The organism is Nitriliruptor alkaliphilus DSM 45188 (assembly GCF_000969705.1).
GTDB classification, from domain to species: domain Bacteria; phylum Actinomycetota; class Nitriliruptoria; order Nitriliruptorales; family Nitriliruptoraceae; genus Nitriliruptor; species Nitriliruptor alkaliphilus.
The window spans coordinates 3,239,895-3,256,577 of record NZ_KQ033901.1 but is presented as its reverse complement, the minus strand read 5'-3'; the positions used below and the strand labels follow the sequence as shown (position 1 = coordinate 3,256,577).

The 16,683-nt window shown below is 72.4% G+C and carries 13 protein-coding genes; 5 read left to right on the top strand and 8 right to left on the bottom strand.

All coding sequences use genetic code 11. From position 1 onward, the window contains the following. Positions 1-307 precede the first annotated feature (307 nt). Together NITAL_RS15160 and galE are read left to right on the top strand one after the other, a co-directional pair. A complete protein-coding gene (locus tag NITAL_RS15160; protein WP_169786854.1) occupies positions 308-1,993 on the top strand; it encodes a glycosyltransferase in 1,686 nt (561 codons plus the stop codon). 3 nt (positions 1,994-1,996) lie between these two features. Further along, positions 1,997-2,971: a UDP-glucose 4-epimerase GalE gene (gene galE, locus NITAL_RS15155; RefSeq protein ID WP_052667083.1), complete on the top strand. Its 975-nt coding sequence runs from the start codon at positions 1,997-1,999 to the stop codon at positions 2,969-2,971. A gap of 15 nt (positions 2,972-2,986) precedes the next feature. Here the strand turns inward: galE and NITAL_RS15150 are convergent, their stop codons facing one another. Beyond that, entirely contained in the window at positions 2,987-3,937 is a 951-nt protein-coding gene (locus NITAL_RS15150; RefSeq protein WP_083441616.1) for a GDP-L-fucose synthase family protein, read from the bottom strand. Then, complete coding sequence (gene gmd, locus NITAL_RS15145; RefSeq protein ID WP_052667082.1) at positions 3,934-4,968, bottom strand: GDP-mannose 4,6-dehydratase; 1,035 nt, start codon at positions 4,966-4,968, stop codon at positions 3,934-3,936. Before gmd ends, NITAL_RS15150 begins: the two co-directional genes overlap by 4 nt. A gap of 131 nt (positions 4,969-5,099) precedes the next feature. Between gmd and NITAL_RS15140 the strand changes: the two genes are divergently transcribed. Next, positions 5,100-6,869: a tyrosine-protein kinase domain-containing protein gene (locus NITAL_RS15140; protein WP_052667081.1), complete on the top strand. Its 1,770-nt coding sequence runs from the start codon at positions 5,100-5,102 to the stop codon at positions 6,867-6,869. A gap of 38 nt (positions 6,870-6,907) precedes the next feature. Here NITAL_RS15140 and NITAL_RS15135 read toward each other — a convergent pair whose 3' ends face one another. From NITAL_RS15135 to NITAL_RS15115, 5 genes are read right to left on the bottom strand one after another with little or no spacing between them, the layout of a single operon-like run. After that, positions 6,908-8,074: a glycosyltransferase gene (locus tag NITAL_RS15135; RefSeq protein WP_052667080.1), complete on the bottom strand. Its 1,167-nt coding sequence runs from the start codon at positions 8,072-8,074 to the stop codon at positions 6,908-6,910. A gap of 52 nt (positions 8,075-8,126) precedes the next feature. After that, complete coding sequence (locus NITAL_RS28105; RefSeq protein WP_052667079.1) at positions 8,127-8,879, bottom strand: SDR family NAD(P)-dependent oxidoreductase; 753 nt, start codon at positions 8,877-8,879, stop codon at positions 8,127-8,129. Further along, positions 8,876-10,420 (bottom strand): hypothetical protein, encoded by a 1,545-nt coding sequence (locus NITAL_RS28100; RefSeq protein ID WP_052667078.1) that lies wholly within the window; start codon positions 10,418-10,420, stop codon positions 8,876-8,878. Before NITAL_RS28100 ends, NITAL_RS28105 begins: the two co-directional genes overlap by 4 nt. A gap of 31 nt (positions 10,421-10,451) precedes the next feature. Further along, on the bottom strand, positions 10,452-11,261 hold the full coding sequence (locus NITAL_RS15120) for a hypothetical protein (protein WP_157041864.1): 810 nt from the start codon (positions 11,259-11,261) through the stop codon (positions 10,452-10,454). Between the two features lie 42 nt (positions 11,262-11,303). Continuing rightward, entirely contained in the window at positions 11,304-12,383 is a 1,080-nt protein-coding gene (locus NITAL_RS15115; RefSeq protein WP_052667076.1) for a glycosyltransferase, read from the bottom strand. 98 nt (positions 12,384-12,481) lie between these two features. Here NITAL_RS15115 and NITAL_RS15110 point away from each other — a divergent pair, with 98 nt between their 5' ends. Further along, entirely contained in the window at positions 12,482-13,603 is a 1,122-nt protein-coding gene (locus NITAL_RS15110; protein WP_052667075.1) for a glycosyltransferase family 4 protein, read from the top strand. Between the two features lie 15 nt (positions 13,604-13,618). On the opposite strand, the gene NITAL_RS15105 is transcribed toward NITAL_RS15110, so the two are convergent. Then, a complete protein-coding gene (locus NITAL_RS15105) occupies positions 13,619-14,446 on the bottom strand; it encodes a sugar transferase (protein ID WP_169786853.1) in 828 nt (275 codons plus the stop codon). A 249-nt stretch (positions 14,447-14,695) separates the two neighbouring features. Here NITAL_RS15105 and NITAL_RS15100 point away from each other — a divergent pair, with 249 nt between their 5' ends. Continuing rightward, entirely contained in the window at positions 14,696-16,663 is a 1,968-nt protein-coding gene (locus NITAL_RS15100; protein WP_157041863.1) for a DUF4012 domain-containing protein, read from the top strand. The last annotated feature ends 20 nt before the right edge of the window (positions 16,664-16,683 follow it).

Genomic DNA, 16,683 nt, shown 5'->3' with positions numbered 1-16,683 from the left:
GCTGCCCAGCCACCGCAACGCGCGCTGGGTCGTGCCTCCGGCCCCGGCCCAGATGGCGCGGCGTAGCCTGCGCGTCCACCGACCGGTCAGCCCGCGCGCACACGTGGCGTGGGCGCTCGGCTACGGCCTGGCGGCCTCGGGTGCCATGAGGCTCGGAGCTCGAACGGCGCCGGAAGGGTGGATCCTCGATCGGATCGCCGATCTGGTCCCGAGCGGCGGGACGATCGCGACGGCCCGGAGCAACCACCCTGATCGTGCCCTTGCCTTCGTCATGGACGCCGCGGGCAGAGCGCGGTACGTCGTGAAGGTGAGCGCGACGGTCGTCGGAAGCGAGCAACTCGCCCGTGAAGCGGCAGCGCTCACGGACATCGGGCCGTTGCTCGAGCCGCCGCTGTCGGCACCCCGCCTCCACAGCGCGAGTGCCGGACGGCTGGTCTACGAGCCCATCGCGTGGCGGCTACAGCTGTGGCCGTGGCGCATGCATCCCGCCGTCGCCTCCGCGCTCGGGCGGCTCCACGCGGTTCGGCGTCAGCCCGACGGGACGGGCACGGCACACGGCGACGTCGCTCCGTGGAACCTGTTGCCGACCAAGCACGGCTGGTGCCTGGTCGACTGGGAGGCAGCCGGTCCTGGCCACCAGCCCTACTTCGACCTCTTCCACTTCCTGGTGCAGGGCCACGCGCTGCTCGGCCATCCGAGCGCCGCCGCGATCGTCGAGGGCCTCCGCGGCCGCGGCTGGATCGCTGCCTGCCTGCTCAGCTACGCGACCGCTGCCGACCTCGAGATCGAGGCAGCGGAGGCGGCCTTGCGCAGCTACCTGGCGGTCTCGATGCCGCCAGCCGCCATGGATCGGCGCGACGCCCGCCGGGGGGCGGCTGCGCGACGCGCCCTCCTGCCCCGACTCGCGATACCGGCGGCCGGAACCACGAGCATGGCTGGCGGGGATCCGATCGCACCGGAGGGAGCAACCCCAGCGCGGCGAAGACCACACGCCGTGATCGCGGCGCGGCAGCGCAGCGCATCGGGCACCGATCGCCGCGCGCGTGTGACCGTCGTGATCTCGACCTTCAACCGGCGGGCCATGCTCCGCAGCGCCCTCGACAGCGCACTCGCACAACGCGGTATCGAGCACGAGGTCATCGTCGTGGACAACGGCTCCGACGACGGCACCAGCGGGTACCTGGCCTCGTGCACCGACCCGAGGCTCCGGGTCATCCGGAACGAGGTGTCGCTCGGCAGCGTCGGCGGCCGGAACACCGGGCTCGCGGCGGCAACGACCGAGTGGGTCGGCATGCTCGACGACGACGACCTCTGGGCTCCCGACAAGCTCCGTCTCCAGCTCGCGGCCGCAGTGGCTACCGGTCGCCACTGGGTCTACGCGGGCTGCGTCCACGTCGACGGTGAGGATCGGATCCTCGGTGGGCGCCGTCCGCCTGACCCGGCAACGATGATGCGGCAGCTCCCGTACCGCTTCGTGCTACCGGGGGGGATGTCCAACGTCATCTGGCGTCGGACGGAGCTGGACGCCGACGGTCTGCTCGATCCCCGGCTGCCGTTCCCCGCCGACTGGGACGTCGCCTTGCGCCTGGCTCGGCGAGGTCCTCCGGCCGCCGTGTCGGAGCCCCTGGTGGCCTACCGCCAGCACGGCAGCAACATGTCCCGTGACTCGGCGCGGTTCCAGCGTCAGCTGTTCCTCCTGGAACGGAAGCGAGGGGACCTGACCGGTGGACGCCGCATCGACTGGGGCGCGCAGCACCGGTTCGTCGCGACCGAGGAGCTGCGATCCGGCGACCGTCCGGCGGCCCTTCGTGCGTTCGCCCGCGCCGTGGCAGCCGGCGACCTCGGCTCGGTCCCCCGGTCGGCGGGCGTGCTGTTGCCGCCAGCGACCCAGACCCGCCTGCGCCGGGCGCTGCTGTCGGACCGGGCCTGGATACGTGACGCGCAACGGTGGTTGGAGGCACGGGAAGCGTCCGATGTCTCGAGGGAAGGCTGAGGCGTGCAACCAGTCGTCCTGGTCACCGGCGGCGCGGGCTACATCGGCAGCCACACGTGCAAGGCGCTCCACGGGGCCGGCTACGCGCCGGTCAGCTACGACGACCTCGAGAGGGGCCACGTCTCGGCCGTCCAGTGGGGCCCCCTCCAGGTCGGGTCGCTCCAGGACCAGGCGACGCTGCGGCGAGCGTTCGAGACCTACCGTCCGATCGCCGTGCTGCACTTCGCCGCCCTGGCCTACGTCGGCGAGTCCATGCAGGAACCGGGTCGCTACTACACCAACAACGTGGGCGGCACGCTGGCGCTGCTCGAGGCGATGCGTGACCACGGTGTCGACCAGTTCGTGTTCTCCAGCACCTGCGCGACCTTCGGCGTGCCGGCCGCCGGTCGGATCGGGGATGACGATGACCAGCATCCGATCAACCCGTACGGTTCCTCCAAGCTGATGGTCGAGCGGATCCTCCGCGACTACGAGACCGTCCACGGCCTGCGCTCGGTCGTTCTGCGGTACTTCAACGCCGCGGGCGCCGACCCGGACGTCGACATCGGCGAGCGACACGAACCCGAGACACACCTGCTCCCGCTCGTGCTGGCGGCCGCGGCCGGTCACCTCGAGCACGTCGAGGTGTTCGGCGATGACTACCCCACCCCTGACGGCACCTGCGTCCGTGACTACGTGCACGTCTCCGACCTGGCCGACGCGCACGTCCGAGCGCTCGAGCACCTGCGCGCCGGCGGTGCGTCCCTCGCCTGCAACCTCGGGACGGGCGTCGGCGCGTCCGTCCTCGAGGTCATCGACCAGGTCGAACGAACGACCGGGAGGTCGGTGGCACGGTGCGTCCGTGCTCGACGTGAGGGTGACCCGCCGGAGCTCGTCGCGGCGGTCGAGCGCGCACGCCGCGACCTCGGCTGGAACCCTTCACGGTCGGACCTGGCGACCATCGTCGAGGATGCCTGGCGCTGGTACCGATCCGGTTGACCACCCGCGGGAGGGTCAGGCCACGTGGTCGAGGAACCACCGGTAGGCGTCCGCGATGCCCTCCCGGAGGCCGATATGCGGCTCCCAGCCGAGGCCACGCATCCGAGTGGTGTCGAGGAGCTTGCGTGGCATGCCGTCGGGCATCGAGGTGTCGAAGGCGAGCTCGCCCTCGTAGCCGAGCACGTCGCAGATGAGTTCGGCGACCTCACGGATGGACACATCGCGGCCCCAGCCGACGTTGAGGTGGTCCTCGCCCGTGTGGTGGCGCAACGCGTGCACGGTCGCGTCGGCCAGGTCGTCGACGTGGAGGAACTCGCGTCGCGGCGTACCGGTGCCCCAGACCGTCACGGTCGGCGCTCCCGACACCTTGGCCTCGTGCACCTTGCGCAGCAGGGCGGCCAGCACGTGCGAGGACGTGCGGTCGTAGTTGTCGCACGGGCCGTACAGGTTGCTCGGCATGAGGCTGATCGCGTCCATCCCGTGCTGGCGGCGGTACATCCGCGCCAGCTCGAGCGCCGCGATCTTCGCGATCGCGTAGCCCTCGTTGGTCGGCTCGAGCGGGCCGGTGAGCAGGCTCGTCTCGGCGATCGGCTGTGGCGCCTCGCGTGGGTAGACGCACGACGAGCCGAGGACGACCATCCGTTCGACACCGGCGCGGTAGGCCGCCTCGATGACGTTGGCGCCGATCATCAGGTTGTCGTAGAGGAACTCGGCCTGGCGCGTCCGGTTGGCCTCGATGCCCCCCACCTTGGCTGCCGCGAGGAGGACGACGTCGGGGCGGGCATCCTGCACGAACGCCTCCGTCGGCTCCTGCCGGCGCAGGTCCACCTCGGCCGAGCTCGCGGTGAGCAGTGCACCGATGGGTTCGGACTCGAGACGGCGGACCAGCGCCGAACCGACCATGCCCCGGTGCCCCGCGACCCACACACGCTTCCCGGCGAGATCGAAGGCCGCAGGGGCGGTCACCGGCGGCCTCGTGTGAACCGCGACGCGACGATCGCCTGTGCCTCCTCGATCGACAGGCCTTCCGCACGCAGGTCCGCGTCGACCATCTCGGCGACCAGCTCCGGGAAGGTCACCGTCGGCTTCCACCCGAGCTCGGACATCGCCCGGGACGGGTCGGCGCGGAGCTTCTCGACCTCGACCGGCCGCAGGTACCGGTCGTCCACCTCGACGAAGTGCTTCCAGTCGAGGCCGACCTGCGCGAACGCGAGGTCGCACAGGTCGCGGATGCTGTGCGACGCACCGGTCCCGATGACGTAGTCGCGGGGCTCGTCCCGCTGCAGCATCAGCCACATCGCCTGGACGTAGTCGCGGGCGTGACCCCAGTCCCGCTCCGAGTCGAGGTTGCCGAGGTAGACGACGTCGTCCTTGCCGGCCACGATGCGCGCGACGGCCCGCGTCACCTTCCGGGTCACGAAGGTTGCGTGGCGGCGGGGGGACTCGTGGTTGAACAGGATGCCGTTGACGGCGTGCATCCCGTAGCCCTCGCGGTAGTTGTCGACCACCCAGTAGGCGTACAGCTTGGCCGCGGCGTAGGGCGAGCGCGGACGGAACGGCGTGTCCTCGTGCTGCGGTGGCGGCGAGGCGCCGAACATCTCCGAGGTCCCCGCCTGGTAGAGGCGCGTGTCGACGCCGGTCTCTCGGATCGCCTCGAGCAACCGGATCACGCCGAGGGCTCCGACGTTGCCCGTGTACTGTGGCTGGTCGAACGACACCGCGACGTGGGACTGGGCAGCGAGGTTGTAGATCTCGTCCGGACGCACGGAACGGATGAGGCGCGCGAGCTGCGCACCATCCGTCAGGTCCCCGTAGTGCAACGTCAGCCGCACGTCGGGCTCGTGCGGATCCTGGTAGAGGTGGTCGATCCGGCCCGTGTTGAACGACGATGCGCGGCGTATCAGTCCGTGGACGCGGTACCCCTTCTGCAGCAGCAGCTCCGCGAGGTAGGACCCGTCCTGCCCTGTGATGCCGGTGATGAGTGCCGTCCGCTCCATCGGTACCCCGCCCCTCCGGCCCGCTACCCGGCCGGTAGGCTACCGACGCGGATCCGCTCGTTCCTGTACATGCGGATCCGTGCGCGGTCGGGGCCCGCTCGGCGCGCTCGACGAGCCAACGAGTCGACCTGATGAGCCGAGCCGGGCAGATCGGCGCACCACCGGTGGCCGAGCGCTGGGCGGACGGTCCGACGATCCTCGAGTCGTTGTGGCGGTACCGCTGGCTCGTGATCGGCGTCACGTTGGTGTTCGGGCTGAGCGGCTACGGCTTCTCCAGCCAAGGTCCGCCCGTGTACGAGGCCACGACCCGGCTCTACCTCACCGACCCGAGCACCTCGAACGTCTTCGGGCGCTCCGGCAGCACGGATCTGCGCGCCTACGTGCCGCAACAGACCGAGCGTGTCACGTCGCGGCCGGTCCTCGCAGCAGCGAGCGACCTGCTCGACGACGGCGCCTCGTCGGTCTCGTCGCTGCGCGGCCGGATCGACGTCGACGGCGACGCCGACCTGGCGACCCTCACGGTCACCGTCGAGGACGGATCGCCCGAGCGGGCGGCGGCGATCGCCAACGCCGTCGCCGAGGCGTACCAGGACAGCGTCCGCACCGCCCAGCTCGAACGGGCCGAGCGGGCGGCGACCGAGCTGCAGACGGCCCGGGACGACCTCGAGGCACGGATCGCCGACCTCGCCGCCACGGGCGACGGCGATGGCCAAGACGGCGAGCTGGGCGACGCGGCGGCCGACGTGCAGATCGGTGTCCTGACCCAGCGCGTGCTCGAGATCGACGGGCTGCGTCAGCAGCTGCTCGTCGATGCTCGGCTGTTCGGCTCCGGTGTCGAGTTCGTCGAGGAGGCGACGACGCCGAGCTCACCGGTCGCGCCGACGCCCCGGCGCACCGCAGCGGGGATGGCCGTCCTCGGCGGCCTGCTCGTCTCCGCGATGGCCTACTGGCTCGCGGGGAAGGGGCGCCGCATCACCTCCAAGGACGACCCAGCCGAGGTGCTCGGCGTCCCGCTGCTCGGTTCGCTGCCGACCTACCGGGTCAACGATGACGGTTCGTTGCGCGAACGGGCGTCGCTCGACCCGCGCACGGCCGAGGCCTACCGGTTCGTGTACTCCTCCCTCGACCTCGTGCTGCGGGACCTCGGAGCCCGTTCCGTGATGATCACGAGTGCGGGTCCGAGCGCGGGCAAGACGGAGACCGCGCTGCAGCTCGCGCTCACCGCCCGGACGCGCGGCCGTGAGATCCTGCTCGTGGACGGCGATCTGCGGGTCCGCGGGCTGACCGTGTTCCTGCGGGCGACGCGGACCCCGGGTCTGCTCGATCTGAGCGGGGGCTACGACCCGTCGGTGGTCACGGGGTACTGGTTCGCCGATCGTCACCACCTATCCGTGCTGACCACCGGGCCCGTCGTCGGTGACGGCAGCGAGGAGCTGCGCGAGGACTGGTTCGGCCGCATCCTGCCGCAGCTGGTCGCCGATCACGAGCTGACGCTGGTCGACACGCCACCGCTGCTCGCCGTCGCCGAATCCGCCACGATCGCCGCGTACGTCGACGCGGTCGTGCTCGTGGTCCGTGAGGGTTCCACGGTCGAGGAGCTCGAGCGCGTCCAGCAGCGACTGCACTTCGTCGGCCGACGGCTCGTGGGCTACATCTACCTCAGCCCGTCAGCGCTGGACAGCACCGACTTCGACTACGGCCTGGTGCGTGCCCACGGGTCGCCGACGGGCCCAGCTCCGGTGCCGTTCCCCGCGGCCACGGACGCCGAGACCGAACGGTCGGCAACCGGCAGCGTGCAGGTGACCCGCCCGGGTACGGACCGCCCGGAGGGCCGGTCCCCCCGGGCGAGCGGTCGCACCGTCTCCCCGGACGATCGCTCGGTCCCCGGACACGACCGCTGACCCACGTCGAGGTCGTCGCCTCACGCGAGTGCGTCGCGTCACCAGGCCGCCGTGTCCGGCGCCAGCCCCGCGACGGCGAGGTACCCGTCCGCGACCCGCGCCGGTGAGAAGTCGGCCGCCCGCGTCGCTCCCCATCGCGCGAAGCGCTCACGCAGCTCACCGTCCTGCACGATCCGACGCAGCGCATCCGCCAGCGCCGCGTCGTCGCCGACGGGGACCAGAAGGCCGCGCGTCCCACCCTCGAGGATCCAGGCCGGCCCCGACGGCGCGTCGGTGCTGACCACCGGGATCCCGAGGGCCATCGCCTCGAGGATCGAGACGGGCATGCCCTCGTTCCGTGAGCTGAGCGCGAACGCCGTCGATCGTGCGACGAAGCGCAACGGGTTGTCCTGGGCACCCAGCAGCGTCACCTGATCGCCGAGGTCGAGCTCCTCGACGAGGGCGCGGACGTGGGCGGCCTCCTCACCCTCCGCGGCGCCGATGATGACCAGCCGCGCGGCGGACGATCCCGCGCTGTCACGGACACGAGCCATCGCGCGGACGAGGGTCCGGTGGTCCTTCCTCGGGTGCACGTGCCCGACGGAGGTCACGACCGGGACCCCATCGTCGAACCAGGGGTGATCGACGGGCTCGGCCGCCAGGCGGGCCAGGTCGGCGTACCGGGTGAGCGGTTCAGGGACGACGTGGACCCGGCCACGCAGCGCCGGGAAGGTGCTGACGAGATCCTCGGCCACGCCGCCGGAGACACCGATCAACGCGTCGGCGCGCGGCAACACGAGCGCGTTCAGACGATCGCGCAGGCCGCGCATGGACCAGGGGTAGCTCGAGTAGTGGTTGTGCTCGACGCCGACGACCCGGGGCCGGTGCCGCGAGGTCACCGACGCGAGGATCGTCGCACGTGTCGGACCGTTCCCGTGGGCGAAGACGACATCTGGAGCGAGGCGTGCGAGCAGGCTGCGTAGCCGGGCGATCGCCCATACCGTCGAACGATGCTCGGGCACATCGAGCACGAACGTCCGGACACGGGGCGGCAGTGGTCGAGCGCCGGCGGTGCGGTTCGCTGCGACGACGGCCACCTGGTGACCACCGTCGACCATCGCGTCGGCGAGCTGCGCCGCGATGTCGGCGAGCGTCCGCCCGTTGAGCGAGTGGACCACGTGCACGATCCGGGCCCGCCCGTCGCTGCCACCGGTGGCGTCCGCCATCACCACCTCCCCAGCAGGCGAACGTACGCGTGTCCCCGGACCGTAGGGCGGTTCAACCGCCCTGGCCACCGTCGACCACGAGCACCTGGCCGGTCACGTGGGTGAGCTGCGTGGCGAGCGCGAGGCAGGTCCGGGCGACGTCCTCGGGAACACCGAGGCGACCGGTCGCCGTGGTCGCGGCCAGCCGCTCGAAGCGGCCCTCGTCGTGCTCCCAGATGCGCTCGGTCCGCGGCGTCCGGATCGTGCCGGGCGCGACGACGTTGACCCGGATGCCCTCGGCACCGAGCGGGCGTACCAAGGCGTGCATCATCCCGATGAGACCCGCCTTGGCGGCGGAATAGGCCGGCATCCCCTGTGAGGTGAGGGCGTTCCAGGACGAGATCAGCGTGATCGATCGGTCCGCACCATCCGGTGCGGGGTCGGCATCCCGGAACCAGCCGAGCGCAGCGCGCAGCGCGATGTACTGGGACGTGAGGTTCGCCTCGAGCGACCGCTGGAACACCTCGGGTGACAGCAGCACCGGATCGTGCTGCGTCAGCGGCTCCTCGGGCAGCGCACCCCCGGCGATGCCGACGAGGTGGTGCAGCCGTCCGGACCCGCGCAGCTCATCCAGCACTTCCTCGACCTCGCCCGCGTCGGTCAGCTCCACGCGGATGCCACGGCAGCCATCGCCAGCGAGGTGGGTGACCACCGGGTCACGGTCGAGCCCCGCCACGGCGAACCCCGCAGCGCGGAACGCCGACACGGTGGCCGCGCCGAGCGCTCCTGCGGCCCCGGTCACGATGACGGCGGGCACGTCGTTCACGTCCGTCCTCCAGGGGCGAGGGCCGCGAGGAGGGCTCGTCGCGCACGCGCGCCCTGCCGGCCGTCGCGTGCACGTGTATCCATCGCCGCGCACGTCCGCGTGAGGTAGTCGACCGCAGCCGATCCCGCGGAAGCCGGGTCGAGCGCGGCCCCTTCGGCGTACCGCGCCAGCAGCGCAGCGGAGCGGCCGCAACCCTGGAGGGCGGCCACCAGTTCTTGCCGGCGCGGACGCCGTAGCAGCGCATGGGCCTGCACCAGGAAGTGCACTACGTCCTCGAAGGGCGCGGCGTCGAGCCGGGCGTCCGCCCAGTCGACCAGGTACCAGCCCCGCGCCGTCCGGAGCAGGTTCCAGGGCGCACAGTCGCCGTGCGCCGGCCCCCTCCCGTCCGGCTGCCGGCCCGCCCCGTGGAGCTGGCCGAGCAGGAAGGCCACGTCCGGAGGCAACGCCCACGGTCGGGACCGCGGCATCGCCGTGACGGCCTCGAACAGCAGGAGGTGCGGTTCGCGGTGCCGCAGCTCCGGAGCGTGCAGGCCAGGAGGGAGCAGGGGCCGCAGCAGCTCGCCGGCGTCGGCCTCGGCGGCCAGGACCGCCGGCCCGTCCGCGTCCAGGGCGACCTTCGCGAAGCTCACCGGGAGGCCGTCGGCACCGAGGATCAGCGCGGTCATGCGTCCCGCGTGCCGACCTCGGGCGATCGCGACCTGTCCCGCAGGTGGGACGTGCCGTGCGACCAGCTCGAGCACCTCCCCGGGTGGCCGGGCGGTCCGGGTCGCCACGAGCCGGAAGGCCCCGGTGGCTGCGATGCGCCGTGCGGACCGCCAACCGAGGCGGCCGCGCGTGGTCACCGGCTCGTACAGGCTCAGCGCGGCGACGACGTGTCGGCGCGGTGAGGGCGGCAGGTACCAGCGTGGCCTTCGACGGCTCGGCAGCACCACCCAGCGTTCCGGCAGGCGAACAGCACGCACGGCCGTGGTGACGGCGCCCCTCACCTCGTTCAGCGGCCGGTCCGTGTCGACGGTCACGGCCCGTAGGACGGATGACGGTAGTTCGTGCCACGCGTCCAGCTGACGTCGGGTCTCCTCGACGGGCAGCTCCGCCTTCCGCGCGGCGATCACCGCAGGGTCACCGCCGAGCACGAGCGTGACGTCCGGACGCGGCAGGAGGCGCCCGAGCAGGTGCACGAGCACCCGGTTCGGCCGGAGCCGGTACCGGCGCGGATCGACCGCGAGGTCCCACCAACCACGCTCCAGCACGACGTCACCACCGGCTCGCAGCCAGGGATGCACGCGCCAGAGCCAGCCGAGGAGGTGGTCCACGTAGAGGTAGAGCAGCTTGATCCCCGACACACCACGTGGGTAGTGCTCCTCACGGTGCGGCTCGGTGACGGGACCGTCGTGCTGCGCCCGTCCTCCGAGCACCCTCGGCCGGTGGTGGAGCTGCAGCACCTTCGTCCCGAGCTCGTCCTCGACCAGCGCGTCCAGCACGGTCGTCTTCCCCGTGCCGTCCGGTCCGGCGATCACGACGAAGACGCCCCGCGCACCCACGGCGGCTCCGCGAGACCGGGGGGGAGGTCTCTCAGCCAACCGATCGGACCTCGTGGCTGCGGGACACGTCGGCGAGCCAGCGGTCACGGTCGTCAGGGACGCGCCGCTCGTGGTCGCGGATGAGGGAGACGACCGGACACCGCGGCGCCCGGTACTTCAGGAACCAGAGACGGCTGAGGGCGACCCCCGGCTCGGCGAAGCTCCGCAGGGCGAACCGGGCCTCGACCCGCCGCATCGCGGCCAGGTCCCACGTGCCGGCCAGGAAGGCATCGACGCCGCGCTGCAGCGCCGGTGCCGCCACGCCGGCCAGCTCGACGCCGAGGGCGACCCCGGCCGGATCGTCGGCCAGCAGATCGGCGACGCGCTTGGTGCGCAGGCCCTCGGGGTTGGGACGGCCGCCCTTGCGGGTCCCGTTGAGGAGCAGCTTGATGATCCCTTCGACACCCGGCCGCACCCGACGGAAGCCGAGCACGTCGAGCTCGCTGAGCCGCTGCAGATCGGTGGCATCGATCAGCGTCGACCCACGGTAGGTGCCACGGATCTTGACATCCAGCTGGACGAGGTAGGGCGAATCCTCCTGCAGCGTCATGAAGTGCGGGCCCTGCGGGATGTGGCGACAGATGATCAGCGGGCCCAGCTCGTGGTCGCGAACCCAACGCTCGAAGGTCCGACCGATGGCCGGCCAGTCCGCGGGCGGCGCGAACGAGTCGACGTCACCCGTACCGGCGAAGGCGGAGTCAACGTTCTTCCAGACCGCCCAGCCTGGGTAGCTCGCGGTCAGCTCGCGCAGCAGCGACAGCCACAACTCGGTGCGGTCCAGCGCCACGTCCACGTCGCTCACCCCCTGCCCGTGCTCCGACTGACGCTACCGCAGTTGACACGCTCAGGACCGCAGTCGCTCGACTCCCTCGAGCCAGCGGCGAGCCACCGCGTCCCAGCTGAGCTCGGTGGTGACGATCTCGGCCGCCCGTCGCCCGATCTCCGCCGCTTCGGGACGTCCGAGCTGTTCGAGCCCCCGCGCCAGCGCACCCGGGTCGGCGTCGACGACGAGGCAGCCGCCGCCCCGGCCGAGGAAGCGTGCCAGGGGGTACGGCGTCGCCAGGGTCGGGACGCCGAGCGCCGCCGCCTCGGCCAGGGAGTTGCCGAACCCCTCCCATCGCGATGGGTAGACGAGGCCACGGGACCTGACGAGCGTCTGCCACTTGTCGTCCCCGTACACGGCGTCCGCGACGGTGACGTCGTCGAGGTGCAGATGCCGCACCAGTGCGCGCACCTGATCCTTGCCGCCCCGCCAGTCGGGCCCGTGCAGGCGCAGCCGGGGCCGGCGCTCCGACGGCAGCCTCGCCATGGCGTGCAGCAGCAGGTCGAGGCCCTTGTGCTCAGGGTCGAAGCGCCCGAGGAAGACGAGGTACCCGCCGCTGCCGCCGTCCCACCGTGGCCCGTCGGGGACCTCGACACCGTTGGGCGCCACGATCACCGGCCCGGTGTGGCCGAGCGCGGCGAGGTCGGAGCGCTGCTCCTCGAAGAAGACGTGGACACCGGCGGCGGACCGCACCAGTCGCCGCTCGAACAGCCACCACCACACACGCTTGAGCGCCCGTCGCCGGGCCAGGATCAGCGGGTCGTAGGCCCCGCGCGGTGCGAGCACGTACGGGACGCCGGCGCGACGGGCCGCGGCGCCGGCGACCACGTTGGACGGCGACCACGCCGAGTTGACCACCACCAGGTCGGCGCCGGCCAAGGCCCGCCGCAGGCGCCAGGGGCGACGGGCACGGCGGTGACCGTGGTGAGGTACCGCGATCCACTCGACGCCGTCGGCATCCCGGCGCCGGCCGTCACGTCCGTCGTAGGCGATCGCCGCGTCGACGCCCGCGCGGGCCCAGGCCGAACTGAGCCGGCGGACCGACGTCGTGATGCCGCCGTCGCCGACCTGTGCACGCGGGTGGTAGGTGACGATGCGCACCTGCCGACCCCTTCCCCACGACTACGATCTGGCACCCGACGCGGTAGGTCAGGAGCGAGGTGGTCCACGATAGGCCCCCGAGATCGCGTGTCGCCATCGTGCAGCGGGCGATCCGGCGCTACCGGCAGGGGTTCTTCGACCGGCTGCGCGACGAGGTGGCGCCCGACGGGATCGAGCTCCAACTGTTCCACAGCAACTTGCCACCTGACCTCGATCCACGTCCGGATGCGCTCGAGGTGCCGTGGTCCATCCACCTGGCCCGCCGCACGATCCGGGTCGGATCACGCAGTCTGCTGTGGCAGCCGTACCACCCGGCCCTCCGGACCGCGGACCTCGTCATCGTCGAGCAGGCCGCCGACCTGCCGCTCAACTACCGCCTGCTCGCAGCGCAACGACGGGGCGGCGCTCGCGTCGCGATGTGGGGGCACGGTCGCAACTTCGGTGGCGACTCGAGCCGGCTCGGCGAGGCGATCAAGCGGCGCACATCGACGGCCGCTCACTGGTGGTTCGCGTACACCGACCGCAGTGCGACCGTGATCACCGAACTGGGGTACCCCCCCGAACGGGTGACGGTCGTGCACAACGCGATCGACACCACGGCCCTCGCCGCCGACGTCGCCTGGGCGCACGGTGGGCCGGCACAGGCGCTGCGTGCCGAGCTGGGGCTCGGCGACGGTGCGGTCGGCATCTTCCTCGGCACCCTCCGTGCCAGCAAGCGGCTCGACCTGCTGCTCGTCGCCGCCGACCGGATCCAGGAGGCTCGGCCCGACTTCCACCTGCTCGTCGTCGGTGGCGGCGAGCTGCTGCCCACCCTCCAGGCGGCGGCGACGACGCGACCATGGCTGCACGTCCTCGGCCCGCGCTTCGGGCGGGAGCGCGCCCGCGCGCTCGCGGCGTCGGACGTGGTCCTGATCCCGGGAGCGGTCGGTCTCGCCGTCCTCGACGGGCTCGTGGCCCGCACACCACTGATCACCAGCGCCGACGGTGCCCACGGACCGGAGATCGCGTACCTCGAGGACGGCCGCAACGGCCGGCTCGTCGCGAACGGCAGCGACCCGTCGCGCTACGCGGAGGCGGTCCTGGCGGTCCTCGCCGACGATGCCCTGCGCGCGCGCCTCGTGGCTGGCTGCCGCGAGGACGCGACGCGCTACGGCATCGAAGCCATGGCGCAGCGGTTCGCGGACGGCGTCCGCCATGCGCTCCACGCCCCGGCCCGGTGACCGACGCGTACGGCGCTAGGTCCCCCGGCGGGCACGCCCGATGCCGAGGAGGACGAGCGGTGTGGCCGCGAGGATACGAAGGTCGCCGACGAAGGAGAGCTCCGCGATGTAGCGCAGGTCGGTGTCGACGTGGTGGTGCATCGGCGTGTCGTCACCGCGTTCGGTGACCTGCCACAGGCCAGTCACGCCGGGCTTGACCACGTGGCGTGTGTGCTGCCACGGCTCGTACACAGCGACGACCTCGAGCAGCTCGGGCCGCGGCCCCACGAGGCTGAGGTCCCCACGCAGGACGTTCCACAGCTGCGGCAGCTCGTCGAGGCTGGCGGCTCGCAGCGCACGCCCGAAACGTGTGTGTCGCGGATCGGCCACGGTCTTGTGGGTCCGTCTCCGGCCCCGGTCGACGCGCCGCCGCTCGGCGCACCGCCGCTCGGTGCACCGTCGGTCGTGGTCGACGGCGGCCCGCCCGTGGCGGCGATCGCTCGCCCGACGCTCGTCGCAGCGGCGATCTGCTCGGCATCGACCCCGCTGGTCCCGGCGGCGGTCGTGGCCCATGGTGCGGAACTTGAGGACCTGCACCGTCGAGCCGCGCCATCCGACGCGGTCCTGGCGGTACAGGACCGGCCGGCCGAGCGCGACGGCGACCGCGAGCGCGACGGCCGCCATCACCGGCGACAGGACCACGAGGAGCACGGCGGCGACGACCCGATCGAGGACGGGCTTGGCCCACCGCTCGTAGGCCGACGGTCGCCGGACCGCCGTGATGGCCGGCGCACCATCGTGCGCGACCACCCGGAACGTGATCGGCGTTGCGTGTCCGTCGAAACTCGTGCGTTGACGGTCCACCATCGAAGTCCCCATCGGCCCCTGGCGCCCCTGCGCGCCACCCCCGGGCGGCGTCCGCCCCCACTCGCTCGAGACGAACGTGGTACCACCTCACGGTAGAGAAACCGGCGGGACCTGACAACCGCTCGACCGGGACCGCGTACCGGCCGTCCCCCCAGCGCTCGGTCGTGACGGTCAGCTCGCATCAGCGTCGCCCCCCGCCACCGCCGGTTACCCTGCACAGCGGGCAGGGGTGCGAGGAGCGGGGTGGTGTCGGAGGCCGTGCACGACGTCGATCGCGACCTCGACGGGCCAGCCGTCGGGCGGGCCCCCCGGCGCCTCGTGTGGGCCGTCCTGGTGACCGTGGTGCTGCTGGTGGTCTGGGCCGTCGTGGCCGGTGTGCTGCTCCTGTCAGCCGGCCGTCACCTGGCGGCGGCGCAGCGCGCGCTGCCTGCTGCGCGCCAGTCGCTGGCGGCGGGTGACCTCGACGCCGGCCACGAGGCGATCGCGACCCTGGCCGCGGCGGGCCGGGCGGCGACGCGTGATCTGGACGCCCTGGTCGTCCGCCCGCTCCGGATGGCACCCCTGCTCGGAGCGGACGTGCGCGCAGCGAGCGCGATCGCTCGTGCCGGCCAGGACGTGGGGGGCGCCGCCGAGGAGTTCCTCGACACGCTGGTCGGCCTCCCCGACGGCCTCGGCTCGCTCGGTCCTCGCGACGGGCGGCTGCCGGTCGACGAGATCCGTGCCCTGGAGCCCGCCCTCAGCAGCGTGGCCGAGGCGCTCGCGTCGGCCAAGGCACACGTCGACGCCGAGCCCGGTTCGGGCCGGCTCGATGTCGTCACGACCGCTCGTGAGCGCGTCCTCGAACTGGTCGATCCGCTGGTCGCTTCGTCGGCGAACGCCGCCGATCTCGCCCGGGTGCTGCCGAGCTTCCTCGGCGCCGACGAGCCCCGGACCTACCTGTTCGGTGCGTCGACACCGGCCGAGCTGCGCGGGACCGGCGGGTTCATCGGTTCCGTCTCGGTGCTGATCCTCGACGACGGGCGCCCGGAGTTCGGAACGTTCACCGCCACCTCCGACCTGCCGGTCCTCCCGGCCGACGCGCTCCCGCCACCGGTCGAGGAGGACGCTGCGCGCTGGGAGCGCTACGGCGGCACGGGCACGTGGCACGGACTCCACCGGACACCCGACTTCCCCACCGCGGCGATCGCCATGGAGCGCCTGTGGGCCACGACGGAGGGGACGCACGTCGACGGGATGATCGTCGCCGATCCGTTCGCGCTCGCGGCGCTGCTCACGCTCACCGGCCCGGTCGAGGACCCGAGGTTCGGTCAGCTCGACGCCGACACGGTCGTCGACTACGTGACGAACGAGGCGTACGCGCAGTTGACCGATCCCGACGAGCGCAAGGAGGTGCTGGGTGCCGTGTCGGCCGCCACCTTCGAGGCGTTCCTGCTGCGCGGGACCGCCCCCGAGCACACGCGCGACGTGGTCGACGAGCTCGGCGGCCTGATCGCGGCCGGCCATCTCGTCCTCCACTCGACCGACGACGACGTCCAGGCGGCCCTGGCGGACGCCGGCGCCGCCGGCGCGCTGGGCGATCCGGACGGCGATCTGGTCAACGTGGTGCTCAACAGCGGCAGCGCGAGCAAGGTCGACTACTACGCCGAGCGTCGTATCGAGCACACCGTCACGTTGCTCGAGGGCGGTGCCAGTGGCAACGAGCTCACCCTCACGATCGGCAACGACGCGCCGACCTCGGGCCAACCGAAGTACATCATCGGCCCCAACAACCCGTCCCTCGATGCTGGTGACAGTCTCGTGGACGTCAGCGTGTACGCGGCCCGGGGGGCATCGTTCACCACGACCCCGCCCTCCGAGGAGGGCCTGCCGGCCGCCACCGGGACCGAGCTCGGGCGCAGCGTCCACGACGGCTGGGTACGACTGGCGAGCGGCGAATCGCGGACGCGGACCTACACGTGGGTCACACCCGACGCCTGGCGGATCACCGACGACGGCCTCCACTACGAGCTGCTCTTCCAGGGGCAGACCGTGATCCGACCCACGCAAGTGACCCTGGGGATCCGGATGCCGGACGGGACCGCTCCATCCGCCCTCCCCGAGGGGGCGAACCTGGTGGATGACACGGTGGTGTGGTCGGGCGAGGTCCGGGGCGAGGACGTCCACCTCCAGCTGCGGCTCGAGCGGGATACCCGCCCCGATCCACCCGGGTCCTGAGTCCCGGCGTGGTCGCGACC

Bases quoted from the DNA above. Each gene is read 5' to 3' on its own strand.
- gmd (WP_052667082.1), bottom strand. From the start codon at position 4,968: ATGGAGCGGACGGCACTCATCACCGGCATCACAGGGCAGGACGGGTCC.
- NITAL_RS15140 (WP_052667081.1), top strand. From the start codon at position 5,100: ATGAGCCGAGCCGGGCAGATCGGCGCACCACCGGTGGCCGAGCGCTGG.
- NITAL_RS15135 (WP_052667080.1), bottom strand. From the start codon at position 8,074: ATGGCGGACGCCACCGGTGGCAGCGACGGGCGGGCCCGGATCGTGCAC.